At 66.3% G+C, this 26,105-nt stretch carries 21 protein-coding genes and 1 tRNA gene; 15 read left to right on the top strand and 7 right to left on the bottom strand.

The annotated features are described in order from the left end of the window. Positions 1-54: 54 nt before the first annotated feature. The 3 genes from uvrD (at position 55) to VF716_RS10085 (ending at position 4,449) form a co-directional block, all read left to right on the top strand. Entirely contained in the window at positions 55-2,244 is a 2,190-nt protein-coding gene (uvrD, locus tag VF716_RS10095) for a DNA helicase II (protein ID WP_017245941.1), read from the top strand. Positions 2,245-2,317: 73 nt separating this feature from the next. Further along, entirely contained in the window at positions 2,318-3,421 is a 1,104-nt protein-coding gene (locus VF716_RS10090; protein WP_440552634.1) for a TRAP transporter substrate-binding protein, read from the top strand. 185 nt (positions 3,422-3,606) lie between these two features. Then, the gene (locus tag VF716_RS10085; protein WP_440552632.1) at positions 3,607-4,449 is read left to right on the top strand and encodes a Tim44 domain-containing protein; all 843 of its coding nucleotides are present in this window, start codon (positions 3,607-3,609) and stop codon (positions 4,447-4,449) included. A 160-nt stretch (positions 4,450-4,609) separates the two neighbouring features. Here the strand turns inward: VF716_RS10085 and VF716_RS10080 are convergent, their stop codons facing one another. Continuing rightward, positions 4,610-5,560: an alpha/beta fold hydrolase gene (locus VF716_RS10080; protein WP_125460243.1), complete on the bottom strand. Its 951-nt coding sequence runs from the start codon at positions 5,558-5,560 to the stop codon at positions 4,610-4,612. Between the two features lie 37 nt (positions 5,561-5,597). Further along, positions 5,598-6,026: an organic hydroperoxide resistance protein gene (locus VF716_RS10075; RefSeq protein ID WP_019407425.1), complete on the bottom strand. Its 429-nt coding sequence runs from the start codon at positions 6,024-6,026 to the stop codon at positions 5,598-5,600. 116 nt (positions 6,027-6,142) lie between these two features. Between VF716_RS10075 and VF716_RS10070 the strand changes: the two genes are divergently transcribed. The 9 genes from VF716_RS10070 (at position 6,143) to VF716_RS10030 (ending at position 16,778) form a co-directional block, all read left to right on the top strand. Continuing rightward, positions 6,143-6,979, top strand: coding sequence for an AraC family transcriptional regulator (locus VF716_RS10070; protein WP_125460244.1), 837 nt, complete (start codon positions 6,143-6,145; stop codon positions 6,977-6,979). Between the two features lie 145 nt (positions 6,980-7,124). Next, positions 7,125-10,199: a formate dehydrogenase-N subunit alpha gene (gene fdnG, locus VF716_RS10065; RefSeq protein ID WP_148099506.1), complete on the top strand. Its 3,075-nt coding sequence runs from the start codon at positions 7,125-7,127 to the stop codon at positions 10,197-10,199. Then, positions 10,199-11,137, top strand: a complete 939-nt coding sequence (gene fdxH / locus VF716_RS10060; RefSeq protein ID WP_020307990.1) for a formate dehydrogenase subunit beta — start codon at positions 10,199-10,201, stop codon at positions 11,135-11,137. Before fdnG ends, fdxH begins: the two co-directional genes overlap by 1 nt. 57 nt (positions 11,138-11,194) lie before the next feature. After that, entirely contained in the window at positions 11,195-11,818 is a 624-nt protein-coding gene (locus VF716_RS10055) for a formate dehydrogenase subunit gamma (protein WP_017245933.1), read from the top strand. 126 nt (positions 11,819-11,944) lie between these two features. After that, positions 11,945-12,862, top strand: a complete 918-nt coding sequence (gene fdhE, locus VF716_RS10050; protein ID WP_125460245.1) for a formate dehydrogenase accessory protein FdhE — start codon at positions 11,945-11,947, stop codon at positions 12,860-12,862. Beyond that, positions 12,859-14,268, top strand: a complete 1,410-nt coding sequence (gene selA / locus VF716_RS10045) for an L-seryl-tRNA(Sec) selenium transferase (RefSeq protein WP_125864960.1) — start codon at positions 12,859-12,861, stop codon at positions 14,266-14,268. Before fdhE ends, selA begins: the two co-directional genes overlap by 4 nt. Beyond that, entirely contained in the window at positions 14,265-16,181 is a 1,917-nt protein-coding gene (gene selB, locus VF716_RS10040; protein ID WP_125460247.1) for a selenocysteine-specific translation elongation factor, read from the top strand. The genes selA and selB overlap by 4 nt, the downstream gene beginning before the upstream one ends. A 39-nt stretch (positions 16,182-16,220) precedes the next feature. After that, positions 16,221-16,316: transfer RNA gene (locus VF716_RS10035), tRNA-Sec, on the top strand. Positions 16,317-16,460: 144 nt separating this feature from the next. Further along, entirely contained in the window at positions 16,461-16,778 is a 318-nt protein-coding gene (locus tag VF716_RS10030) for a hypothetical protein (protein ID WP_111481790.1), read from the top strand. 66 nt (positions 16,779-16,844) lie between these two features. Here the strand turns inward: VF716_RS10030 and VF716_RS10025 are convergent, their stop codons facing one another. After that, positions 16,845-17,309: a glycine cleavage system protein H gene (locus VF716_RS10025; RefSeq protein WP_125460248.1), complete on the bottom strand. Its 465-nt coding sequence runs from the start codon at positions 17,307-17,309 to the stop codon at positions 16,845-16,847. Beyond that, positions 17,306-17,680: a DsrE family protein gene (locus VF716_RS10020; RefSeq protein WP_019407417.1), complete on the bottom strand. Its 375-nt coding sequence runs from the start codon at positions 17,678-17,680 to the stop codon at positions 17,306-17,308. Before VF716_RS10020 ends, VF716_RS10025 begins: the two co-directional genes overlap by 4 nt. 151 nt (positions 17,681-17,831) lie before the next feature. Here VF716_RS10020 and cfaB point away from each other — a divergent pair, with 151 nt between their 5' ends. Beyond that, positions 17,832-19,013, top strand: coding sequence for a C17 cyclopropane fatty acid synthase CfaB (cfaB, locus tag VF716_RS10015; RefSeq protein WP_125872509.1), 1,182 nt, complete (start codon positions 17,832-17,834; stop codon positions 19,011-19,013). 47 nt (positions 19,014-19,060) lie between these two features. Here the strand turns inward: cfaB and VF716_RS10010 are convergent, their stop codons facing one another. Further along, complete coding sequence (locus VF716_RS10010) at positions 19,061-19,912, bottom strand: universal stress protein (protein WP_125852486.1); 852 nt, start codon at positions 19,910-19,912, stop codon at positions 19,061-19,063. A gap of 260 nt (positions 19,913-20,172) precedes the next feature. Then, positions 20,173-21,390: an HD-GYP domain-containing protein gene (locus VF716_RS10005; protein ID WP_440552627.1), complete on the bottom strand. Its 1,218-nt coding sequence runs from the start codon at positions 21,388-21,390 to the stop codon at positions 20,173-20,175. Between the two features lie 204 nt (positions 21,391-21,594). Here VF716_RS10005 and VF716_RS10000 point away from each other — a divergent pair, with 204 nt between their 5' ends. Both VF716_RS10000 and VF716_RS09995 read left to right on the top strand, forming a co-directional pair. Further along, positions 21,595-23,358, top strand: a complete 1,764-nt coding sequence (locus VF716_RS10000) for a sensor histidine kinase (protein WP_434757610.1) — start codon at positions 21,595-21,597, stop codon at positions 23,356-23,358. A 31-nt stretch (positions 23,359-23,389) separates the two neighbouring features. Beyond that, positions 23,390-24,733 (top strand): sigma-54-dependent transcriptional regulator, encoded by a 1,344-nt coding sequence (locus VF716_RS09995; RefSeq protein ID WP_108241262.1) that lies wholly within the window; start codon positions 23,390-23,392, stop codon positions 24,731-24,733. Between the two features lie 128 nt (positions 24,734-24,861). On the opposite strand, the gene VF716_RS09990 is transcribed toward VF716_RS09995, so the two are convergent. After that, positions 24,862-26,103, bottom strand: coding sequence for an RNA polymerase sigma factor (locus VF716_RS09990; protein WP_014595457.1), 1,242 nt, complete (start codon positions 26,101-26,103; stop codon positions 24,862-24,864). Positions 26,104-26,105: the final 2 nt, after the last annotated feature.

The following is a 26,105-nucleotide window of genomic DNA, read 5'->3' as shown; positions in this document are numbered from 1 at the left end:
CCCGAACGGACCACAGGGCGAGCGCAGCGCGGGCATTTCCAATAGAATGCCGCGATGCATGACGATCTCTCCCTTCTCCTGAATTCCCTCAACGATGCCCAGCGCCAGGCCGTGGCCGCGCCGCTGGGCCGGCAACTGGTGCTGGCCGGCGCCGGCTCGGGCAAGACCCGTGTACTGGTGCACCGCATCGCCTGGCTGCACCAGGTCGAGCGCGCATCATTGCACTCGATCCTGTCGGTGACCTTTACCAACAAGGCCGCCGCGGAGATGCGCCAGCGTATCGAGCAGCTGCTGCACGTCAACCCGCAGGGCATGTGGGTCGGCACCTTCCACGGCCTGGCCCATCGCCTGCTGCGCGCGCACTGGCGCGAGGCGAAGCTGGCGGAGAATTTTCAGATTCTCGATTCCGACGACCAGCAGCGCCTGGTCAAGCGGGTGATCCGCGAGCTCGGCCTCGACGAGCAGCGCTGGCCGGCGCGCCAGGCACAGTGGTGGATCAATGCGCAGAAGGACGAAGGGCTGCGCCCACGCAACATCCAGGCCGGCGGTGATCTGTTCCTCGCCACCCAGCTGAAGATCTACGAAGCCTATGAAGAGGCCTGCGCCCGCGCCGGCGTCATCGACTTCTCCGAGCTGCTGCTGCGTGCGCTGGATCTGTGGCGCGACCACCCCGGCCTGCTCGAGCACTACCAGCGGCGCTTCCGCCACGTGCTGGTGGACGAGTTCCAGGACACCAACGCCGTCCAGTACGCCTGGCTGCGACTGCTGGCCAAGGGCGGCGAGAGCCTGATGGTGGTCGGCGACGACGACCAGTCGATCTATGGCTGGCGCGGCGCGCGCATCGAGAACCTGCACCAGTTCAGCGCGGACTTCCCGGATGCCGAAACCATCCGCCTGGAACAGAACTACCGCTCCACCGCCTGCATTCTCAAGGCCGCCAACGCGCTGATCGCCAACAACCAGGGTCGCCTCGGCAAGGAACTCTGGACCTCCGGCTGCGAAGGCGAGCCGATCAGCCTGTACGCCGCGTTCAACGAGCACGACGAAGCGCGCTACGTGGTCGAGAGCATCGAGAAGGCCATCCGCGACGGCATGAGCCGCAGCGAGATCGCCATCCTCTACCGCTCCAACGCCCAGTCGCGGGTGCTGGAAGAGGCGCTGCTGCGCGAGAAGATCCCCTACCGCATCTACGGCGGCCAGCGCTTCTTCGAGCGTGCCGAGATCAAGAACGCCATGGCCTACCTGCGCCTGATCCAGACACGCGACAACGACGCGGCGCTGGAACGGGTGATCAACGTGCCGGCCCGCGGCATCGGCGAGAAGACCGTTGAATGCCTGCGCCAGCTGGCGCGTGAGCAGGGCCTGTCGATGTGGGCGGCGCTGCACCAGGCGGTCGGCACCAAGGCGGTGTCCGGGCGCGCCGCCAGCGCGCTGAACGGCTTCGTCGAACTGGTCGACACCCTGGCGCTGAAGGTCGAGAAACTGCCGCTGCACAGCATGGCGCAACTGGTCATCGAGGAATCCGGGCTGCTGGCCTACCACCGCGACGAGAAGGGCGAGAAGGCCCAGGCGCGAGTGGAAAACCTTGAGGAACTGGTGTCCGCCGCCCGCGCTTTCGACAGTTACAGCGAAGAGGAAGACGACATCCAGTCGCCCCTGGCCGCCTTCCTCGACCACGCCTCGCTGGAGGCCGGCGAACAGCAGGCCGGCGACCACGAGGACAGCGTGCAGCTGATGACCCTGCACAGCGCCAAGGGTCTGGAGTTTCCGCTGGTGTTCCTGGTCGGCATGGAAGAAGGCCTGTTCCCGCACAAGATGAGCCTGGAGGAGTCCGGCCGTCTGGAAGAGGAACGCCGCCTGGCTTACGTGGGCATCACCCGCGCCATGCAGCAGCTGGTGATCACCTACGCCGAAACGCGCCGGCTGTACGGCAGCGAGACCTACAACAAGGTCTCGCGCTTCGTCCGCGAAATTCCACCGGCGCTGGTGCAGGAAGTGCGGCTGAGCAACACGGTGACGCGCTCGTTCAGCGGCAAGAGTATGAGCGGCTCGTCGCTGTTCGACGGCGCCGGCGTGCCGGAAACACCGTTCAACCTCGGCCAACGCGTGCGCCATTCGCTGTTCGGCGAAGGCACCATCCTCAACTTCGAAGGCTCCGGCGCCCAGGCTCGGGTGCAGGTGAATTTCGAGGACGAGGGCAGCAAATGGCTGATGCTCAGCTACGCAAAACTTGAAGCCCTGTGAGGTTGACGCTAACGTCAATCCGCCATACCAACCAGTCATTCCTATAAGAAGAATCTTCCAAGGATACCGACCCATGAAACGCCGCCATCTGTTCGGTGCTGCCGCTGCCTTGCTTGCCACCCTCGGCCTCGCCGGTTGCAACGATGACAAGAAAGTCGAAACCACTGGCCAGCAGGCCGCCAGCGAACCCGCCAAGACGTACACCTGGAAGATGGTCACCGCCTGGCCGAAGAACTACCCGGGGCTGGGCACCGCCGCCGAACGCCTGGCCGAGCGCGTCAAGGTGATGAGTGACGGTCGCCTGACCATCAAGGTCTACGCCGCCGGCGAACTGGTGCCGGCGCTGGAAGTGTTCGATGCCGTCTCCCGCGGCACCGCCGAACTGGGCCATGGCGCTGCCTATTACTGGAAGGGCAAGGTGCCCACCGCGCAATTCTTCACCTCCGTGCCGTTCGGCCTGTCGGCCATCGAGATGAACGCCTGGCTGAGCAAGGGCGAAGGCCAGAAATTCTGGGACGAGGCCTATGCCCCGTTCGGCGTGAAGCCCATGGTGGTCGGCAACACCGGCATGCAGATGGGCGGCTGGTACAACAAGGAGATCAATTCGCTGGGCGACCTGCGCGGCCTGAAGATCCGCATGCCGGGCCTGGGCGGCGAAGTGCTGGCGCGTCTCGGCGCGACCACCGTGAACCTGCCCGGCGGCGAGGTGTTCACCGCGCTGCAGACCGGTGCCATCGACGCCACCGACTGGGTCAGCCCGTACAACGACCTGGCCTTCGGCCTGCACAAGGCCGCGAAGTACTACTACTACCCGGGCTGGCAGGAGCCGCAGGCGGTGCTGGAACTGCTGGTCAACCAGAAGGCGCTCGATACCCTGCCCGAGGACCTGCAGGCCATCCTCACCGAGGCGACCCGTGCCGCCAGCCGCGACATGATGGATGACTACGTCTACAACAACGCACTGGCGCTCGATCAGCTCAAGCAGCAGGGTGTGGAGCTCAAGCGCTTCCCCGACGAAGTGCTGGACGCCATGCAGAAGCAGTCGGAGCTGGTGCTCGGCGAGCTGGCCGCGCAGAGCGAGCTGAACGGCCGCATCTGGGCCTCGATGAAAGCCTTCCAGGAGCAGGTCAAGCCGATGCACGAGATTTCCGAGAAGGAACTGTACAACTGGCGTTGACTGCCCTGACGAACGGAGCACCGGGCTCCGTTCGCTTTCCAGGACCAGCGCAAGCGTCTGCCGGCACCGCCGGAGGCGACCAACGGTCGCAAGCAAAAGCTCGTAACATACTGCCCCTCGCCAACCCCTGCCCGGCTCGGCAGGATGGCGCGCGTACCTCCACTTAATTCAAGCGGGAACACTCAATGCAACCTGTGCTTAGCATTTTCATGGCGCTGTGTATCAGCCTGACCTTCGCGCTGGATGCCCACGCCAAGCGCTTTGGCGGCGGCAAGAGCTTCGGCTCGGCACCGAGCCACCAGACCCGCCAGGCGCCCCAGCAGACCCAGGCCGCACCGTCCCAGGCCGGCAAGCAGGCTGCGGCTGCGCCCAGTGGTGCCTCGCGCTGGCTCGGCCCGCTGGCCGGTCTGGCCGCCGGCGGCCTGCTCGCCTCGATGTTCATGGGCGACGGCTTCGAGGGCATCCAGTTCATGGATATCCTGATCTTCGGCCTGATCGCCTTCCTGCTGTTCCGCTTCCTCGCCGCCCGTCGCCGCCAGCAGCAACCAGCCATGGCCGGTCACGCTCCAATGCAGCGCGAGATGCCGCAGCAACCCGCGACCTCCATCTTCGGTGGCAGCGCCGCCCCGGTCGCCGCCGCTCCGGTGATCAATGCGCCGGCCTGGTTCAACGAGCAGAACTTCGTTGCGGCCGCGCGCGAGCACTTCCTCTCGCTGCAGCAGCACTGGGACGCCAACGAGATGGACAAGATCGCCGAGTTCGTTACCCCGCAGCTGCTGGGTTTCCTCAAGCAGGAGCGCGCCGAGATCGGTGATGCCTATCAGTCGACCTACATCGACGATCTGCAGATCCAGCTCGACGGCGTCGACGACAACGCCGAGAAGACCACCGCAACGCTGACCTTCAGCGGCGTGGCCAAGACCTCGCGCTTCGACCAGGGCGAACCCTTCAGCGAGAGCTGGCGCATGGAGCGTGTGCAGGGCGAGAACCAGCCCTGGCTGGTGGCCGGTATCCGTCAGAACGCCTGATCGGCACCGTTCCGGAACCCACACCGGCCTGCCTCCGGACAGGCCACGATAACCCCGCCCCGGCGGGGTTTTTCGTTTCTGCCGCGCCCTCCTCGACCTTTTGCTGCGCAAAAAAAACCGGCCGCGGAGCAAACCGCGGCCGGCACAGCGACGCATCCGATCATTTCCTGAGGAAGTCCAGCAGGTCCTGATTGAAGCGCGCCTTGTGGGTGTCGGTCAGGCCGTGCGGTGCACCGGAGTAGACGATCAGCTTCGCGTCCTTGATCTGCGCTGCGGATGCCTTGCCGGAGATGTCCAGCGGCACGATCTGGTCGTCGTCACCATGGATCACCAGGGTCGGCACGTCGAACTTCTTCAGGTCCTCGCGGAAGTCGGTGGCCGAGAAGGCGGCGATGGAGTCATAGGTGTTCTTGTGCCCGGCCTGCATGCCCTGCGCTCGCCAGTTGTCGATCAGCCCCTGGGAAACCTTCGCGCCCGGCCGGTTGAAGCCGTAGAACGGGCCGGAGGCAAGGTCCAGGTAGAGCTGCGCACGATCTTCCAGCGAGGCCTTGCGAATGCCGTCGAACACCTCCAGCGGCAGACCGTCAGGATTGTCCTCGGTGCGCAGCATCATCGGCGGCACGGCGCTGACCAGCACGGCCTTCTTTACCCGCCCGGTGCCGTGGCGACCAATGTAGCGCGCCACCTCCCCGCCTCCGGTGGAGAAACCCACCAGGGTCACGTCCTGCAGGTCGAGCGCGTCGATCACCGCCGCCAGGTCGTCGGCGTAGTGATCCATGTCGTTGCCTTCCCAGGGCTGGCTGGACCGGCCATGGCCGCGGCGGTCATGGGCGACCACGCGGTAGCCCTCGGATGCGAGAAACAGCATCTGCGATTCCCAGCTGTCGGAACTCAGCGGCCAGCCGTGGCTGAAGGTCACCACCGGGCCGTCCTTCGGGCCCCAGTCCTTGTAGTAGAGCTGCACGCCATCGGCGGTAGTGATGGTGCTGGCTGTATGTGCGGCAACAGCGGCGCTGCCGGGCTTCGCCGGTTGTGCGGCCTGGGCGGCGAAGGCGGGCTGCAGCGCGATGGCCAGCAGCGGCATGGCGAGGGTACGGGTGATCGGATTCATGGCATGGGTCTCCTGTACGAAAGGGTGGCGGTCCGGCTCAGTCGGCGATGACCAGCGTGACGTCGATGTTTCCGCGGGTAGCGTTGGAATAGGGGCAGACGATGTGGGCCTGCTCGACCAGGTTCCGCAGCAGGTCGCGGGCAACGCCGGGGGCACTGATGATCAGCTCGGCCTCGATACCGAAGCCGGTGGGGATCTGGCCGATGCCGACCTTGCCGGTGATGCGCGTATCCACCGGCAGAGTGACCTTCTGCTTGCCGGCGACGAACTTCAGCGCCCCGAGAAAGCAGGCCGAGTATCCGGCGGCGAACAGCTGCTCGGGATTGGTCCCGGCACCACCGGCGCCGCCCAGCTCGCGCGGCGTGGACAGCTGCACGTCGAGCGCCTGGTCGGAGGAGCTGGCGCGGCCTTCGCGGCCGCCGGTGGCGGTGGCAGTAGCGGTGTAGAGAATCTTCTCGATGGACATGATGGTGACTCCTGTTTCGGGTTGCCGGAGCGGTGTTGCCCGGTAAGCGCTATTCTCCTCAGCACGAAAAACTATTGATGACGTAAAGTCTCTGAAAATTGATCAGGAGTACAAAGATGGCTGACCGCCTCGCCGCACTGATGACGCACTTCCCGATGCGCGCCCTGGTGTTCAACACCGGGCCGCTGTGCGGCATCAACACGTTGCAGAGCGATGGCGTGCACGGGCAACTGCACCTGATTCGCCGCGGTGCGGTGGAGGTCCGCTACGGCCGGGAAACACTGCACGTCACGCAGCCGAGCCTGCTGCTGTTCCCGCGACCGCTGACGCATCGCTTCATCACCGCGCCGGACTGCGAGGTAGACATGGTCTGCGCGAACCTGACGTTCGAGGGGGGCAGGGCCAACCCGATCGCCTCTGCCCTGGCCGATCTGGTCTGCCTGCCGCTGGATGGCGTATGGGGCGCCGAGCCGGTGCTCTCACTGCTGTTCGAGGAAGCCTTCGAACAGCGCTGCGGGCGCATGGCGCTGGTGGAGCGGCTGGTGGAGGTGGTGATGATCCAGATCCTGCGTCAGCTGATGGAAAGCGACGAGGTCAGCGGCGGCCTGCTCTCCGGCCTCGCCCATCCGCGTCTGCGCAACGCGCTGGTGGCGATGCACGAAGCGCCCGCACAGGACTGGACGCTCGACAACCTCGCCGGCGTCGCCGGAATGTCGCGTAGCGCCTTCGCCACCACCTTCCGCGAAACGCTCGGGCAGACGCCCGGCCAGTATCTGCAGGGCTGGCGCGTCCGCCTGGCGCAGAAGGCGCTGCAGCGCGGGCGGCCGCTGAAGGTGATCGCCACCGAGGTCGGCTACGGCAGCGAAGCGGCGCTTTCGCGCGCATTCAAGGCCCAAGCCGGGCAATCGCCGCGGGAATGGAAAAACCAGCTTGCCGCCTCGACCGGCGCCTGAAACCGCCATGTGACCGATCGGCTGGCTGCAAGGGCAGCGGCGGCACCCGGAATTAATCCTTCACTTTCCGAAAGCTTGGCTAAGCTGCTTTAGCAGACGCCGGCAAAGCATCGGCGTTTCAGCCTGATAAGAAGGAGAACCTCCGATGGACATGAACCGTCGACAGTTCTTCAAGGTCTGCGGTGTGGGCCTTGGGGCGTCGAGCATGGCGGCATTGGGCATGGCCCCGCCGACGGCGTATGCCGAGTCGATCCGGCATTTCAAACTGACCAACACCCGTGAAACCCGCAACACCTGCCCCTACTGCTCCGTCGGCTGCGGGCTGATCCTCTACAGCCAGGGCAGCGGCGGCAAGAACGTCGCACAGAACATCATCCACATCGAAGGCGACTCCGATCACCCGGTCAACCGCGGCACGCTCTGCCCGAAGGGCGCCGGCCTGCTGGACTTCGTTCACAGCCCCAACCGCCTGACCCATCCGGAAGTCCGCGAAGCCGGCAGCAACGAGTGGAAGCGCATCGAGTGGAGCGAAGCCCTCGACCGCATCGCCCGACTGATGAAGGACGACCGCGACGCCAACTTCATCGAGCGCAACGACAAGGGCCAGACCGTCAACCGCTGGCTGAGCACGGGCTTCCTCGCCGCTTCGGCGTCCTCCAACGAGGCCGGTTACATCACCCACAAGGTGGTGCGCTCGCTCGGCATGCTGGGATTCGACAACCAGGCACGTGTCTGACACGGCCCGACGGTGGCAAGTCTTGCCCCGACGTTTGGCCGCGGCGCCATGACCAATCACTGGAGCGATATCCAGAACGCCGATCTGATCCTGATCATGGGCGGTAATGCCGCCGAAGCGCACCCGTGCGGCTTCAAATGGGTCACCGAAGCCAAGGCGCGCAACAAGGCGCGGCTGATCGTGGTCGATCCGCGCTTCACCCGTTCGGCCTCGGTGGCTGACATGTATGCGCCGATCCGCACCGGTACCGACATCGCCTTCCTCGGCGGGCTGATCAACTACCTGCTGGAGAACGACAAGATCCAGCACGAGTACGTGGTCAATTACACCGACGTCTCGTTCATCGTGAAGGAAGGCTTCGGTTTCGAGGACGGCCTGTTCAATGGCTATGACGCCGAGAAGCGCAGTTACCCGGACAAATCCACCTGGAGCTACGAGCTGGACGAGGACGGCTTCGCTCGCGTCGACAAGAGCCTCACCCATCCGCGCTGCGTCTATAACCTCCTCAAGCAGCACTACAGCCGCTATACACCGGAGGTGGTCAGCAACATCTGCGGCACGCCGCAGGACAGGATGCTGCAGATCTGGGAAACCATCGCCGAGACCTCGGCCCCGGGCAAGGTCATGACCATCATGTATGCCCTGGGCTGGACGCAGCACTCGGTGGGCTCGCAGATGATCCGGACCGGCGCCATGGTGCAGCTGCTGCTCGGCAACATCGGCATGCCCGGTGGCGGCATGAATGCCCTGCGCGGGCACTCCAACATCCAGGGCCTCACCGACCTGGGACTGCTCTCCAACCTGTTGCCGGGCTACATGACGCTGCCGCTGGAGGCCGAGCAGGACTACACCGCGTACATCGCCAAACGCACCGCCAAGCCGCTGCGCCCGGGACAGCTGTCCTACTGGCAGCACTACGAGAAATTCCATGTCAGCCTGATGAAGGCCTGGTATGGCAAGAACGCCACGGCGGAGAACAACTGGGGCTACGACTGGCTGCCGAAGCTGGACATCCCCGGCTACGACGTGCTCAAGGTGTTCGACATGATGTATCAGGGGCAGGTCAACGGCTATTTCTGCCAAGGCTTCAACCCCATCGCCTCGTTCCCCAACAAGGCCAAGGTGAGCGCGGCGCTGGCCAAGCTCAAGTACCTGGTGATCATGGACCCGTTGGCCACCGAGACCTCGGAGTTCTGGCGCAACGCCGGTGAGTACAACGACGTCGACACCGCCAGCATCCAGACCACGGTGTTCCGCCTGCCGACCACCTGCTTCGCCGAGGAGGACGGCTCGCTGGTGAACAGCGGCCGCTGGCTGCAATGGCACTGGAAGGCCGCCGAGCCGCCAGGCCAGGCGAAGACCGACGTGGTGATCATGGGCGGGCTGTTCCATCGCCTGCGCGAGCTCTACAGCAAGGAAGGCGGTGCCTATGCCGAACCGCTGCTGAACATCGACTGGGCCTATCGCCAGCCGGAAGAACCGACCGCAGAGGAAATCGCCCAGGAGTACAACGGCAAGGCACTGGCCGACGTCTTCGACCTGCAGACCGGCGCCCAGCTGGCCAAGGCCGGCGAGTTGCTGCCGGGCTTCGGCCTGCTGCGCGCCGACGGCACCACCTCGAGTGGCTGCTGGATCTTCTGCGGCTCCTGGACCCAGGCCGGCAACCAGATGGCCCGTCGCGACAACGCCGACCCTTACGGCATGGGCCAGACGCTTGGCTGGGCCTGGGCCTGGCCGGCCAACCGGCGCATCCTCTACAACCGCGCCTCGGCCGATCCGGCCGGCAATCCATGGGATGCGCAGAAGAAGCGCCTGGTCTGGTGGGACGGCGGCAAGTGGGGCGGCACTGACGTGCCGGACTTCAAGGTCGATTCACGTCCGGAAGATGGCATGAACCCCTTCATCATGAACCCCGAAGGGGTGGCGCGGCTGTTCGCCGTGGACAAGATGAACGAGGGGCCATTCCCCGAGCACTACGAGCCGTTCGAGACGCCGATCGGGCGCAACCCGCTGCATCCGGACAATCGCCAGGCGATCAGCAACCCCGCCGCACGGGTGTTCAAGAACGACATGGAGTTGTTCGGCAGCGCCGACGAGTTCCCCTACGCAGCGACCACTTACCGTCTCACCGAGCACTTCCACTTCTGGACCAAGCACTGCCGGCTCAACGCGATCACCCAGCCCGAGCAGTTCGTCGAGATCGGCGAGGTGCTGGCCAAGGAGCTCGGCATCGCCGCCGGCGAGCGGGTCAAGGTGTCGTCCAACCGCGGCTATATCAAGGCGGTGGCGGTGGTGACCAAGCGCATCAAGCCGCTGACGGTGGACGGCAAGACCGTGCACCAGATCGGCATCCCGCTGCACTGGGGCTTCGCCGGCGTGGCGCGCAACGGTTACCTGACCAACACGCTGACGCCGTTCGTCGGTGACGCCAACACCCAGACGCCGGAGTTCAAGTCGTTCCTGGTCAACGTGGAGAAGGCATGATGGCTACTCAAGACGTGATTGCCCGCTCCGCCACGACCACCGAGCGGCCGTCGATCCGCGAGATCGGCGAAGTGGCGAAACTGATCGACACCTCCAAGTGCATCGGCTGCAAGGCCTGCCAGGTGGCGTGTTCGGAATGGAACGACCTGCGCGACGAGGTCGGCACCAGCCACGGGACCTACGACAACCCGATCGACCTCACCGCTGAATCCTGGACGGTGATGAAGTTCGCCGAGTACGAGAACCCCGGCAGCGGCAACCTCGAATGGCTGATCCGCAAGGACGGCTGCATGCATTGCGCCGACCCGGGTTGCCTCAAGGCCTGCCCGGCGCCGGGGGCGATCGTGAAGTACGCCAACGGTATCGTCGACTTCAACCAGGACCACTGCATCGGCTGCGGCTATTGCATCACCGGTTGCCCGTTCGACATCCCGCGCATCTCCGAGAAGGACAAGAAGGCCTACAAGTGCACGCTCTGTTCCGACCGCGTGTCGGTCGGGCTGGAGCCGGCCTGCGTGAAGACCTGCCCCACCGGCGCCATCGTCTTCGGCAGCAAGGAGGACATGAAGGAGCATGCCGCCGGGCGCATCGCCGACCTCAAGGAGCGCGGTTTCGACCAGGCCGGCCTGTACGACCCCGATGGCGTCGGCGGTACGCACGTGATGTACGTGCTGCACCATGCCGATCAGCCCTCGCTGTACAACGACCTGCCGAACGAGCCCACCATCAGCCCGCTGGTCAGCCTGTGGAAGGGCGTGACCAAGCCTCTCGCCCTGCTGGGCATGGGCGCGGCGGTGCTGGCCGGCTTCTTCCACTACACGCGGGTCGGCCCGATTCGCGTCGAGGAAGAGGACGACAGGGCCGAGCTCAGCGAGCCCGTGGTGCATCAGGTCGATCCTTCGGTGCATGTGGTCGATCCCAAGGAGCCGCGACCCTGACCGCGCGGCCCCGTTCGCGGGGCCGCCTTCGGTGTCCGCTCGCTCAAGGAGTCAACGATGAACAACAACGAGATCGAACGCTACAACCCCTCGCAACGGACCAACCACTGGATCGTCGCGATTCTCTTCGTGCTCGCCGCGCTGTCCGGCCTGGCACTGTTCCATCCGGCGCTGTTCGGCCTCTCCGGGCTGTTCGGCGGCGGCACCTGGACGCGCATCCTGCACCCCTTCATCGGGGTCGCGATGTTCGTCTTCTTCCTCTGGCTGGCGATCCGCTTCGCTGGGCACAACCGCATCGAAGCACGCGACCGCCAGTGGCTCCGGCAGATCAACGACGTGGTGCACAACCGCGAGGAAAAGCTGCCGGAAGTCGGCCGCTACAACGCCGGGCAGAAGGTGCTGTTCTGGGTGCTGATCCTCAGCATGCTAGTGCTGCTGCTCAGCGGCATCGTCATCTGGCGCGAGTACTTCAGCAGCTTCTTCGGCATCGTCTCGCTGCGCTGGGCCAGCCTGCTGCATGCGGCCGCCGCCTTCGTGCTGATCGTCAGCATCATCGTGCACATCTACGCAGCCATCTGGATCAAGGGGTCGATGGGCTCGATGCTCTACGGCACCGTCAGCCGGGCCTGGGCGCGCAAGCACCATCCGGCCTGGTACCGGGAGATCAACCAGCGCAAGTAAGCGCCGCCAAGCACGCCGGAGATTCCCGCCGCCGCGGGAATCTTCGCCCGTGCATGCCATCGAAAGCCGAGCTATAACCGTGACGGACTATGCTGTTCGGCATAACCACAAGAAAAGGAGTCCTGCGTGGCAGGCACCATTCTCGAGCCCGGGCAGATCGAAGCCGCTGCCAGCAAACCACCCTTCACCAACCTGCCGCCGCGAGATCTGTTCGCCCTGCGCAGCGCGCGCCTCGCCAAGCTCGCCGAAGATCATCCGCTGGCCGACTACCTGCGCCTGCTCGCCGGCGTATGCCAGGCGCAGCAGCAGGTGCTGGACAACCCGCCTGCCAGCGCACCGCTCGACCCTGCGCGCACCCGCGAATGCTTCAAGCACGCCATGCCGCCGCTGGCCGCCGACACCCTGGTGCGCGAAGGGGCGTGGCTGCCGCTGCTCGATGCCTGGCTGGATGCCTTCGCGGTGCCGGACAACCTGTCGGTCATCGCTGCCATCGACCAGCTGCGCCGCGCCGACAGCGGCCAGCGCAAGGCCTGGGCCGTGGCGCTGGTCAGTGGCCAGTACGACAGCCTGCCGCCGGCGCTGGTGCCCTTTCTCGGCGCCGCGCTGCAACTTGCCTGGACCCACTGGCTGCTCCAGCTCGACCTCTCCGACCTGCGCGAACGCGAAGACCAGACGCTCTGCCCCTGCTGCGGCGCACCGCCCATGGCCGGGGTGATTCGCCACCGCGGGCAGCTCAACGGCCTGCGCTACCTGGTCTGCTCCCTGTGCGCCTGCGAATGGCACTACGTGCGCCTGAAATGCAGCCACTGCCGCAGCACCAAGAAGCTCGACTACCTGCACTTCGAAGGCTCGCCCAACGGCATCAAGGCCGAGGCCTGCCCGGAATGCAACGGCTACCTCAAGCAGCTCTATCTCGAATTGGCACCGGACGGCGAAAGCCTGTCCGCCGACCTGGCGACGCTGGACCTCGACCTGCTGCTGGCCGATCAGGGCTACAACCGCCAGGCACCCAACCTGCTGCTGGCACCGGGGAACGAGGCATGAGCAGCAGCCATCTGCCCTCGGTGGACAAGCTGCTGCGCGATCCGGCCTGCCAGCCACTGCAGCAGCGCTATGGTCGTCAGGCGCTGCTGGCGACGCTGCGCGACCTGCTCGACGAACTGCGCGAACCAGCTCGCCGTGGCCAGCTGGCCGCGCTGGAACTGTCCGAAGCGGTGCTCGCCGGGCGCGCCGGCGAACGCCTGGCCAGCCAGCACAAGAGCCGCGTGCGCCGAGTGTTCAACCTCACCGGCACAGTGCTGCACACCAACCTCGGTCGCGCCCTGTTGCCGGATGAGGCCATCGAGGCGATCACCCTTGCGGCGCGCTACCCGCTCAACCTGGAATTCGATCTCGCCACCGGCAAGCGCGGCGATCGCGACGACCTCATCGAAGGACTGATCCGCGAGCTGACCGGCGCCGAGGCGGTCACCGTGGTCAACAACAACGCCGCCGCCGTGCTACTGGCCTTGAACAGCCTCGGCGCACGCAAGGAAGGCATCATTTCCCGTGGCGAGCTGATCGAGATCGGTGGCGCCTTCCGCATCCCGGACATCATGGCCCGCGCCGGCGTGAAGCTGCATGAAGTCGGTACCACCAACCGCACCCACGCCAAGGATTACGAAGCGGCCATCAACCCTCGCTCAGGGCTGTTGATGCGCGTGCACACCAGCAACTACAGCGTGCAGGGTTTCACCGCCAGCGTCGCCACCGCCGAACTGGCGCGCATCGCCCATGCCCACGATCTGCCGTTGCTGGAAGATCTCGGCAGCGGCAGCCTGCTCGACCTCTCGCGCTGGGGCCTGCCCAAGGAGCCGACGGTGCAGGAAGCGCTGCGCGACGGCGCCGACATCGTCACCTTCAGCGGCGACAAGCTGCTCGGCGGCCCGCAGGCCGGGCTGATCGTCGGCAGCAAGGCGCTGATCCAGAAGATCAAGAAGAACCCGCTCAAGCGCGCCCTGCGCGTCGACAAACTGACCCTTGCGGCGCTGGAAGCGGTGCTTAACCTCTATCGCGACCCCGACCGCCTGGCCGAACGCCTCACCAGCCTGCGCCTGCTCAGCCGCCCGCAGGCGGAGATCCGCGCCCAGGCTGAACGCATCGCTCCGGCGCTGGCCGCCGTGCTCGGCGAGAGCTGGCATGTCGCAGTAACCGATGCCCTGGGCATGATCGGCAGCGGCGCGCAGCCGGTGGCCCGTCTGCCCAGCGCCGCCCTGTGCATCCGCCCGCAGCAGCCCAAGCGCCTGCGCGGCCGCAGCCTGCGCCAGCTTGAAGAAGCGCTGCGCTGCCTGCCGATTCCGGTCCTCGGGCGCATCGACGACGACGCCCTCTGGCTCGACCTGCGCCAACTGGACGACGAACCGGCCTTCCTCCAGCAACTGGCGCACCTGCAAGAGGAGCTGGCCCGTTGATCGTCGGGACCGCCGGCCATATCGATCATGGCAAGACCGCACTGCTCCACGCCCTCACCGGGCAACAGGGCGACCGCCGCCGCGAGGAGCGCGAGCGTGGCATCACCATCGACCTCGGCTACCTCTACGCCGACCTCGGCGAAGGCAGCCTCACCGGTTTTATCGACGTGCCGGGCCACGAGCGCTTCGTGCACAACATGCTGGCCGGCGCCAGCGGCATCGACTGCGTACTGCTGGTGGTAGCCGCCGATGACGGCGTGATGCCGCAGACCCGCGAACACCTGGCCATCGTCGAGTTGCTCGGCATCCGCCGGGCACTGGTGGCGCTGACCAAGATCGATCGCGTCGAGCCGGCGCGCATCGCCGAAGTCGAGCAACAGATCGAAAACCTGCTGGCCGCCGGAGCACTGGCCGGAGCGCCGATCTTTCCGGTTTCCAGCATCCGCGGCGATGGCATCGACGCCCTGCGCGCCGCGCTGATCGACGAAGCCGCGCATACCGCCGCCCGCAGCGACAGCGGCCACTTCCGCCTGGCCATCGACCGCGCCTTCAGCGTCACCGGCGCTGGCGTGGTGGTCACCGGCACCGCCTTTGCCGGGCGCGTGCGAATCGGCGACGAACTGCTTCTCGGCCCCGCCGGCAAACGCGTGCGCGTCCGCGGCCTGCACGCGCAGAACCGCGAAGCGGACGAAGCCCATGCCGGCCAGCGCGTGGCCCTGAATCTTGCCGGCGAGCGGCTGGCAGTGGAGCAGATCCATCGCGGCGACTGGCTGCTGCACCCACTGCTGCACGCGCCGACCCAACGCGTCGACGTCGACTTCCAGCTGCTGCCCGGCGAAGCCCACGAACTCAAGCACTGGACGCCCGTGCACGTGCACCTCGGCGCCCAGGACGTCACCGCCCGGGTCGCCCTGCTCGAAGGCACGAGCCTGGCGCCGGGCGAACACGCCTTCGCCCAGCTACTGCTCAACGCACCGAGCCACGCGGTACATGGCGACCGCATCGTCCTGCGCGACCAGTCCGCCCGGCGCACCCTTGGCGGTGGCCGTGTGCTCGACCCCTTTGCACCGCCACGCAATCGCCGTCGTGCCGCGCGGCTGGAGCAACTTCGCGCCCTAAACCAGCCGAGCCTGGAGCAGGCATTGCCGCCACTGCTCGCCAGCGCCACCAATGGCATCGACCCGCAAGGCCTGGAACGCCAGTTCAACCGCCCGCGCGAAGGCTGGCAGCTCCCCCACGGCGTATTGGAAGTCGGCACCCGACTCGGCCCACGGCTGTTCGACCAGGCCCGCTGGCGCGAACTCGAAACCGAGCTGCTCGACGCACTCCAGCGTTTTCACGAAGAACAACCCGACGAACTTGGCCCCGACCGCGACCGCCTGCGTCGCTACGCCCTGCCGCAGCTGGAGCGGCCGGTGTTCATCGCCCTGCTGGAACAGGCACTGGCCGCCGGCCGCATCGAAACCAGCGGCCCGTGGCTGCACCGCCCCGATCACCGGGTGCGCCTGAGCGATGCGGAAGAAGATTTGAAAGCGCGCCTGTGGCCACTGCTCGAAGCCGGCCATTTCGACCCACCCTGGGTCCGCGACCTGGCCCGCGACCTCGGTGTCGACGAAATGCAGATGCGCAACCTGCTACGCAAGCTCGCCCGTCTCGGCCTGCTGCAACAGGTGGTGAAAGATTTGTTCTACCCCGAGTTCACCATTCGCCAACTCGCGGGGCATGTACTGCAACTGGAAGCGCAAAGCGGCGTAATCCGCGCCGCCGCCTTCCGCGACCGCATCCAGCTCGGCCGCAAACGCAGCATCCAGCTGCTCGAACACTTCGACCGCATCGGCCTCACCCGCCGCTTCGGCAACGAACGCAAAGTCCGCCAGGACAGCGCCTTGGCGATCCAGTCAGGCCTGGGGTAGGCTGGTCGCGGCTTCCTTTCCCAGATCAAGACCAGATAAGGAAGGCAATCGCACCCGGTGGTGCGGCCGGGCTTCAAACCCGGTTGGGGGCGGCAGCCGCTCCCGGGTGAGTTCGACTCTCACTGCCTTCCGCCAATCTTCCTCGCCTCAACCCTCTCTCCAGCCGCCAAGTCGGTCTGCGACAGTCTGACCCATATCGCGATATCAAAAAGCCATCGCCTTATCATGCGAAGCGCGTCACAATCGGCGTTTTTCTTTCCAGGGATGGGAGAGACCCTTGTGAACGATCGGATCGATGAGCGGCGTGCGTTTCACGCGCTGCGAGACCATATCGATTGCCTGTTGGCGGCAGGTGCTTCGCTGGTGGGCCGGGACCCGGTGCAGCTGAGCCTGCAGGGCCGCACGTTGACGGTACGGCATGGAATGCTGGTCAACGAGAATGGTCATCAGGACCTGATCGAGACGCTGGCCGAGCTGGAATGGTCGAACAAGCGCACCCGCGATATGGCGATCGAACTCTGTATCCGCCAGCTCGATCAGGCGATCAAGGAAAGCTGCGACAAGGTACTGGGTTGTTCGACGCCCGATAAATCCTGAGATTGCGCCTGGGCATGTTGTTGAGGGTGGGCTGAAGCCCACCGTACCGAGCAGCCTGCAGCACCGTTACTTCCACTGCAACGCCTGCACATGGGCGTTGGCCGGGTCGAAGTTGTCCAGGCGCATGCGTTCGGCGATTGCCGGCTGGGCTGCTTCACCCAGTGGGAAGGCGTCGCGCACAGCAGCCCACATCTCGGGTTGCAGGCGGACCATCCAACCTTCGTCGTAACAGTCCTGGTTGATCAGCCCGGGGCGCTTCAGCAGCGCTTCGTTCACCGCCAACAGTGTGCCGCTAAGTGGACAGCGTGCCGAGGACGCGGCCTTGGCGAATTCCACCACGCCGAAGCTGCGGTCGCGCTCGATGCGGGCGCCGACGCGCTTGGGAGTAAAGGCGAATATCTGGCCGTAGAGCGCGCAACCGTAGGCAGTCAGGCCGAGGGTGACGCTGCCGTCGGCTTCCTCGCGCAGCCACAGGCTGTGCTCCGGCGCGTAACGCAGCGTGTCGGGAAATTCCAGGCCCTGCACATTCATAGGGTCAGCACCCGCTCGTACTCCAGGATCATCTGCGCCAGCTCGCCACCGCTGGAGATGTCGTCCAGCTCGGCGATCAGCGCGGAGGCCTCCAACTGGGCGCCGGGCTGGCGGCACATCAGCAGCCGCGCGCCCGCCGCTTTGGCATTGCGTATAAAGTGCAGCAACGGTTCGCCCCCGTCCACCGCGCACAGCGTTGCGGCGACCTCGGGGTGCGCCAGCTGCGTGGCCTCTCCGGTGAGGTAGAGGGTGACCTCGGCATCCATGCAGGCGAGCAGCGTCGCGATGTGGAACGGCGCGGCGCAACGGGCGGGGGTACTGGGGCCGCTGGCTACCAGGATCAGCACGCGGGGTGAGGGAGACTGCTGCATGACGCCTCTTCTGGACCAGGCCGACGAGTTAAGCCGTCAAGCGCACGTTCGCCGCCGTTCGGGCCATTGCATGAAACTATCATCACCATAGCCTACAGTTTCGATTTCATGGTCTAGGATTTTTCACGGATGCACAGATAGGAGATCGAGCATGCTGGCGACATTGCTACCGGCCCTGAAAGAACTCGCCGTGCCACTGAAACTGCAGCTGTGGGATGGCAAGGAGATCGACATCGGCCCCGCCCCTTCCGTCACGCTGGTCATCAGGGACCCCAGCCTCGTCACTCAGTTGGCCAGTCCCAGCCTGGATGTGCTTGGCGCCGCCTATGTCGAAGGTCAGATCGACCTGCACGGGCCGGTGGATGAGGTCATCCGTATCGGCGACGTGATCAGTCGGGCAATGAGCCAGGACGATTTCTCGACACCGGCACGCGAGGCCCATGACAAGGCGACCGATGCCGAGGCCATCTCCTACCACTATGACCTGTCCAACGACTTCTACCAGCTCTGGCTGGACCGCGACATGGTCTATTCCTGTGCCTACTTCGAGACCGGCGAAGAGGCTATCGACCAGGCGCAGCAGGCCAAGCTGCGCCTGATCTGCCGCAAGCTGCGGCTCAAGCCCGGCGACCGCCTGCTGGATGTCGGATGCGGTTGGGGCGGATTGGCCCGCTTCGCCGCCCGCGAGTTCGGCGCCCGGGTGTTTGGCATCACCCTCAGCCGCGAGCAGCTGGCGCTGGCCCGCGAGCGCGTGGCGGCCGAGGGGCTGCAGGATCAGGTACAACTGGAGCTGATGGATTACCGCGACCTGCCGCAGGACGAGCGCTTCGACAAGGTGGTCAGCGTCGGCATGTTCGAGCACGTCGGCCACGCCAATCTGCCGCTGTACTGCCAGCGGCTGTTCAGCGCGGTGCGTCCGGGTGGCTTGGTACTCAACCACGGCATCACCTCGCGCCATCTCGATGGCCGGCCGGTGGGCCATGGCGCCGGCGAGTTCATCGATCGCTACGTGTTTCCCCATGGCGAGCTGCCGCACCTGGTGAACATCAGCGGCTGCATCAGCGAAGCGGGGCTGGAGATCGTCGACGTGGAAAGCCTGCGCCTGCATTACGCACGTACGCTGCAGCTGTGGAGCGAGCGGCTGGAAGCCCGGCTCGCCGAGGCCCAGGCGCTGGTGCCCGAGCGGGCGCTGCGTATCTGGCGGCTGTATCTGGCGGGTTGCTCCTATGGTTTCCGCCGCGACTGGATCGACCTGCATCAGATTCTGGCGACCAAGCCGCTGCCGGACGGCTCCCACGAGCTGCCCTGGACGCGCGCCGACCTGTACCGCTGAAGAGGCTGGCCGCTGCGCCCGACGTCGATGGGCGCGGCGTGCTGCCGTCAACGCAGCAACAGCAGCGGCGTGCGGGTGGTGCGGATCATGTTGGTGGTGGTGCTGCCGACGAAGAACTGGCGAATGCGCGAATGACCGTAGGCGCCCATCACCAGCAGATCGATGCCGTGCTCGGCCTGATAGGCATGAAGGGTCGGCTCGACCTCACCGTCGCGGATGGCGATCTGCACCGCGAAACCGGCCGACGCCAGTACGGCGCGCGCATCTTCCAGTTGCGCGCGGTGCTCGGTGCCATCCTGCCCAACCATCACCAGATGGATCGGCATGCCTTTGAACAGCGGGCTGCCGGCCAGCATTTCCATGCCCTTGCGACTGGTGGCACTGCCGTCGAAGGCGAGCATCACGCTCTGCGGCGCACTGAATTCGCCGGGTACCACCAGGATCGGTCGCTGCATGGTGCGGATGACATTCTCCAGCTGGCTGCCGATGTGCTGGAGGGCATCGTCGCTGTCCTCACCCTGGCGGCCGATCACCAGCAGGCGCGTTTCGTTCTGCAGATCGCGCAGGGCTTCGACCAGGTCGCCATGACGCTGCCGGCATTCCGGCTGGGCGACACCGGCGGCAATCGCCCGCTGGCGCGCCGCATCGAGCATCATGCGGCCCTCCTCAAGGGCGAGCTTGGCGCGCTTTTCGTCCAGCGTCGCCAGCTCCTGCAGCAGGAACTCGCGGCTGCCGAGCCCGATGATGCCGCTGAGGTCGCCCGACATCGGGTACTGCTGGCGATCCAGCACGTGCAGCAGCGTCAGCGGCGCGCCCAGCCGCCGGCTGGCCCAGGCCGCGCAATCACAGACCGCCGCGGCCTGCGGAGAGCCGTCGATACAAGCCATTACATGAGTCATGGTGCTTCTCCTGGTCAGTGGCTCACGATCAGGTCGATGGCCGCGGGTTTGCCATGCACGCCAAGGCGATCGTCGCGCTCGCTTGTTGAGACCCGGCACCCGGGCATCGGTGCCGTCGCGGCGGTCATTGCAGCCTGCTCACCAACGGCTCGTCTACCCGAACACGGTAGGCCAGGGCGCAGGGGATGACCACCGCCAGGACGGCAGTCGTCTGGCCATCGGGAACGACGAAGGCTCGACTGGCGAGCCGGGCTGCCGAGCTAGGTCCAGAGCTCGTCCAGGTTGTTGAACCCCCAGGCGGCGGGATCTTCCCGGCCGACGATGCGGTCGCCGCATTGGGGGTTGGAGAGATCCAGCTCCTGGGCGGGAATCGCCGCCCGGGTGCGCACCGAATAGAACAGTTTCAGCCGCGGCGCGGTCAGTTGCTGCGGATGATGCTCGATGACCACGCCGAGCCGACCCGACTGCAGCCGCACCAGCGAGCCCAGCGGATAAATGCCCACGGTACGGACGAAGGCGTGCAGCAGCTGCGTATCGAAATGCCCTTGCCACTGGGCCATGCGTGCCAGCGAGCCCGAGGCATCCCAGGCCGTCTTGTACGGGCGGTTAGAAGCGATGGCGTCGTACACATCGCAGATCGCACCCATGCGAGCCAGCAGGCTGATCTCTTCGCCCGCCAGCCGGTGCGGGTAGCCGGTGCCGTCGACCTTTTCATGGTGATGCAGGCAGACGTCCAGCACCGCGTCGGATACGGCGGTCTGCGCGGCGAGCAGCATGGCATGGCCGCGCTCCGGGTGGCTGCGCATGATGGCGTACTCGTCGTCGCTCAGCTTGCCCGGCTTGTTGAGCACATCCAGCGGCATGGCCATCTTGCCGATGTCGTGCAGCAACCCGGCCATCCCGGCTTCGTGCACCTGATCCTCGGGCAGGTCCAGCTGACGGGCGAGCGCGACCATCAGCGCGCACACCGCCACCGAATGCATGTAGGTGTATTCGTCCTTGGTCTTCAGGCGCGCCAGGCTCAGCAGCGCCGAACCGTTGCGCGCCAGCGAGGCGGATATCTGCTCCACCAGGGGCTGGCACTGTTGCGGATCGACGGCTTTGCCCAGACGAGCCTCGTTGAACATCGAGGTCACCTGCTCCTTGGAGCGCTTGAGCAGCCGGCTCGCGCGCTGCAACTCGTCATCCACGCTGCACTGCTGCGTCGAGGTGGTGGCGTCCGACGGCAGGCTGGAGGGCTCCGGTGGTTGCACCAGCGGTGGCGCATCGGCGGCGGCCGGCGTTGCCGTTTCGACATCCACGCCCTTCTCCACGTCGATCCACAGCGCCTTGACGCCACTGCCGCGCAGCGTCTGCAGGTCGGCGGGATCGGTCAGCAGGAACTTGCTGCGCCAGAACGGATGGTCGAACCAGCTGCCCTCCAGAGCGTGTACGTACATGCCGAAGCGAAGCTGACTGACAAGGATTTTTCTGAGCAAGGCGCACCTCGATTCGTGAGCGGCGCTGGTAGCCGCGCAAGCGTTCCATGCTCGCCACTACAAGAACTCCCCACAGTATATGTGTGATGGCACTTTGCCTCTACATGTCTGGATCAAGACTTTGGTGTCGATCGGCTCGCCGGTCGGTCCACAGGGACGACGGCTTTCGCTTACCATCGTCGCGTCCTTTCGCGAGCGTCGCCAATGCCTGTCATCTCCAACCGCAGCCGCGTCAGCCTGATCGTGGCGTTGATCCTCGTCGGTCTGCTGCTCAGCATGTACTGGGCCGGGCGGCTGGCCGAGCAGCGCGCCTGGGCCGAGCGCGGGCAAGAATCGCAGGGGCAGCTGGAGCTCTATGCGCAGGCCATCCACACCCAGGTCGAGCGCTTCCGATCGGTGCCGGCGTTGCTGGCGCTGGACAGCGACATCCAGGCATTACTCGCCGACCCGGGCAACCGCCAGCTGCGCGGCCAGCTCAACCAGCGGCTTGAGCAGCAGAACCACGCCGCGGGCTCCTCGGTGCTGTACCTGCTGGATCGTAACGGCGAGACCATCGCAGCCAGCAACTGGCGTGACTGGAGCAGCTTCGTCGGCAACAACTATGCCTTTCGCCCCTATTTCCGCGACGCCGTGGCCAATGGCAGCGGGCGTTACTTCGCGGTCGGCGTGACCACCGGCATTCCCGGCTATTTCCTTTCAAGTTCGGTGAAGAACACTGCCGGCGAGCTGCTCGGCGTACTGGTGGTCAAGCTCGAACTGGAGGACATGCAGCGCGACTGGGTCGGCCAGCCGGGTATCCTGCTGATCGCCGACTCGCTGGACATCGTCATCCTCACCAACCGCCCGGCCTGGCGCTTTCGCTACCTGCGCCCGCTGAGCGACGAGGTGCGCAGCCGGTTGGTGGATGTGCGCCGCTATGCCGAGCAGACCCTGCAGCCGCTGCAGAGCAGCCGGGTGCAGCAGCTCGACGAGGGCAGCGAGCGCCGCCTGGTGGACGGCCCGGATGGGCGCCGCGAGTACCTCTGGCAGCGCCTGGCGTTGCCCGAGGAAGACTGGACCCTGCACCTGCTGCATGACCCGCAGTCGATCGCCGCCAGTGTGCGCAGCTATCGTCTGGCCGCGGCCGGCGTATGGATGACGCTGGCGTTCCTGTTGCTCTACCTGGCACAGCGACGCAAGACCCGCCGCCTCGAACTGCGCAGCCGCAGTGAGCTGGAGCGCCTGGTGCAGGAACGCACCCGCGAGCTGCACACCGCCCAGGACGAGCTGGTGCATGCTGCGCGCATGGCGGCACTGGGGCAGATGTCCGCCGCGCTGGCCCACGAAATCAACCAGCCGCTTACCGCCCTGCGCATGCAGCTGGCCAGCCTGCGCCTGCTGCTCGACAACGGCCGCGAGGGCGAAGTGCGCGAAGGGCTCGGGCACGTGGAAGGCCTGCTCGAGCGCATGGCCGCGCTGACTGGCCATCTGAAGACCTTTGCCCGCAAGAGCCCTGCCGGCCTGCAACAGCACCTGGCGCTGGCCGATGTGCTGGAACAGGCGCTGCAGCTGCTGTCGCCGCGCATTCGCAGCGAGCAGGTGGAGGTATTCCGCCAGGTGCCGGCCGAGGCCACGGTGCGTGGCGATGCGATCCGCCTGGAGCAGGTGCTGATCAATCTGCTGCACAACGCGCTGGACGCCATGGCCGAGCGACCGCAACGGCGCCTGCGCATCCTCTGTCGGCGCGTCGGCGACGCCTGGCAGCTCAGCGTTGCCGACAATGGCGGCGGCATTGCCAGCGAGCATCTGGATCAGGTGTTCGAGCCCTTCTTCACCACCAAGCCGGTCGGTCAGGGCCTGGGCCTGGGCCTGGCGGTGTCCTACGGCATCGTGCGCGACATGGGCGGCACCCTGGAGGTGAGCAACGACGAACAGGGCGCGGTGTTCACCCTGACGCTGCCGGCTGCCGAAGTGCACGCCGCCGAGTAAACTGCGGCGACGCGAGCGCGAGGAGCTGGCAATGAGCGGGCAGGTAATCTTCATCGATGACGAGGCGGCGATCCGTCAGGCCGTGCAGCAATGGCTGGAGCTCTCCGGCTTCCAGGTGCGCACCTTTTCCCGCGCGCGGGAAGCGCTGTCGGTACTGGATCGCGACTTTCCCGGTGTGCTGATCAGCGACGTGCGCATGCCAGACCTCGACGGCCTCGGCCTGCTCGAACGGCTGATCGAACTGGATGTCGACCTGCCGGTGATCATGGTCACCGGCCACGGTGACGTGCCCATGGCCGTGCAGGCGCTGCGTCAGGGCGCCTACGACTTCATCGAGAAGCCCTTCACCCCCGAGCGCCTGCTGGACAGCGTGCGCCGCGCGATGGACAAGCGCCGGCTGGTCTGCGAGAACCGTCAGCTGCGCGAGCAGTTCGCCCGCAAGGGGCGTATCGAATCGCAGCTGCTGGGCGTGTCCCGCGCCATGGATAACCTGCGACGCCAGGTGCTTGAGCTGGCCGGGACCGACGTCAACGTGCTGATCCGCGGCGAAACCGGCAGCGGCAAGGAGCAGGTGGCGCGCTGCCTGCACGACTTCAGCCCGCGCGCCGGCGGGCCGTTCGTGGCGCTGAACTGCGCGGCGATCCCGGAAACCATCTTCGAGAGCGAGCTGTTCGGCCATGAAAGCGGCGCCTTCACCGGCGCCCAGGGCAAGCGCATCGGCCGCATCGAACACGCCGCCGGCGGCACGCTGTTCCTCGACGAGATCGAAAGCATGCCGCTGGCACAGCAGGTCAAGCTGCTGCGCGTGCTGCAGGAGAAGACCCTGGAGCGGTTGGGCTCCAACCGCAGCATCGAGGTCGACCTGCGGGTGATCAGCGCGGCCAAGCCGGATTTGCTGGAAGAGGTGCGTGGCGGGCGCTTCCGTGAGGACCTGCTGTACCGGCTGAACGTCGCCGAGCTGCATATCCCGCCGCTGCGCGAGAGGCGCGAGGACATTCCGCTGCTATTCGAACACTTCGCCAGCCAGGCCGCCCAGCGCCACGGCCGTGCCGCGCCACCGGTGACGCCCGGCGAACTGGCGCAGCTGCTCGCCCACGACTGGCCGGGCAACGTGCGCGAACTGATCAACGCCGCCGAACGCCACGCCCTCGGCCTCAGCGCGCCGGCCCCGGCGAGCAGCGGCGGACAGTCGCTGGCCGAGCAGATGGAAGCCTTCGAGGCGCAGTGCCTGCACAATGCGTTGCAGCAATGCAAAGGCAACATTGCCGAGGTGATGACCCTGCTGCAGCTGCCGCGCCGAACCCTCAACGAAAAGATGCAGCGCCACGGCTTGAGCCGCAGTGACTATTTGCCGGCCGGAAGTTGCGACAACTGATCACGGCGCCGCCCTCGTCGCCTCTGCAAACCGTCGCAGCGCGACGCCATGTAGCATAGGTCGTCAGCTCCGAATGGGAGCCTTGCGGGCGTTGAGCGCACGCATCCGCAAGCGTCGAGCCCGTCGAGTCAACTGTCCAGCCCATCCAGCTGCCTCTGCAGAAAACGGCGCTCCGGCTCCAGCTGCACCAGCCGCAAGGCGCTGCGGTACGCCTCGCGAGCCTCGTCGAGGCGCGCCAGCTGGCGCAGCAGGTCGGCGCGGGTGGCGTGGCTGAGGTGATAGTCCTGCAGGTGCCCCTGGGCCAACAGCGCATCCACCAGCAGTAATCCCGCTTCGGCGCCGTCGCGCATGGCTACGGCCACCGCGCGGTTCAGCTCCACCACGGCTGACGGGCTGAACTGCAGCAACACATCGTAGAGCCGCACGATCTGCGTCCAGTCCGTCTGCGCGGCGCTCGGCGCCTCGGCATGCACGGCAACGATGGCTGCCTGCAATGCGTAGGGGCCGAAGGCACGCGTGCTCAGGGCACGCTGCACCAGCAATGCGCCTTCGGCGATCTGCTGCCGATCCCACAGGCTGCGATCCTGCTCGTCCAGCCGCACCAGCTCGCCGGAGGCATCCGTGCGTGCGGCGCGCCGGGCATCATGCAGCAGCATCAGCGCCAGCAGCCCGGCGACCTCCACGTCGGGCAGCAGCTCGTAGAGCAGGCGACCCAGCCGAATGGCCTCGGCGCAGAGGTCGGCGCGGGTCAACGATGCCCCGGCCGATGCCGAATACCCTTCGTTGAACACCAGGTAGATCACCCGCAGCACGCTCTCCAGGCGTGCCGGCAGTTCCGCGCGCTCCGGCACCCGATAGGGCAGCTGGGCATCGCGGATCTTCGCCTTGGCTCGCACGATGCGCTGGGCGATGGTGCTGGGCGGCGCCAGAAAGGCCCGGGCGATCTCCTCGGTGGTCAGATCGCAGACCTCACGCAGGGTCAGCGCCACGCGACCATCGGCCGGCAAGGCCGGATGGCAGCAGGTGAAGATCAGCCGCAGACGGTCGTCTTCCATCTCGTCCACCTCCGCCGCCTCGGCTGCGTCTTCCAGCTGCTCGGCCAGCAACCGCAGCGAGGCATCGAAGCGCGCCCGCCGGCGCAGGGCATCGATGGCCTTGAAGCGACCGGTGGACACCAGCCAGGCGCGCGGGTTGTCCGGGACGCCATCGCGTGGCCATTGCTGCAGCGCGGCGGCGAAGGCGTCTTGCAGTGCTTCCTCGGCACGATCGAAATCACCCAGCAGGCGGATCAGCGTGGCCAGGACCCGACGCGATTCGCGGCGGTAGACCGCCTCGACCTGCGCCGCCGCAATGGCTCCAGTGAGCGGCATGC

It is taken from the genome of Stutzerimonas sp. Brlt_14, assembly GCF_051948915.1.
GTDB lineage: Bacteria > Pseudomonadota > Gammaproteobacteria > Pseudomonadales > Pseudomonadaceae > Stutzerimonas > Stutzerimonas stutzeri.
Note: the sequence above shows the minus strand (reverse complement) of the source record. Positions and strands in the feature narration are given on the sequence as shown.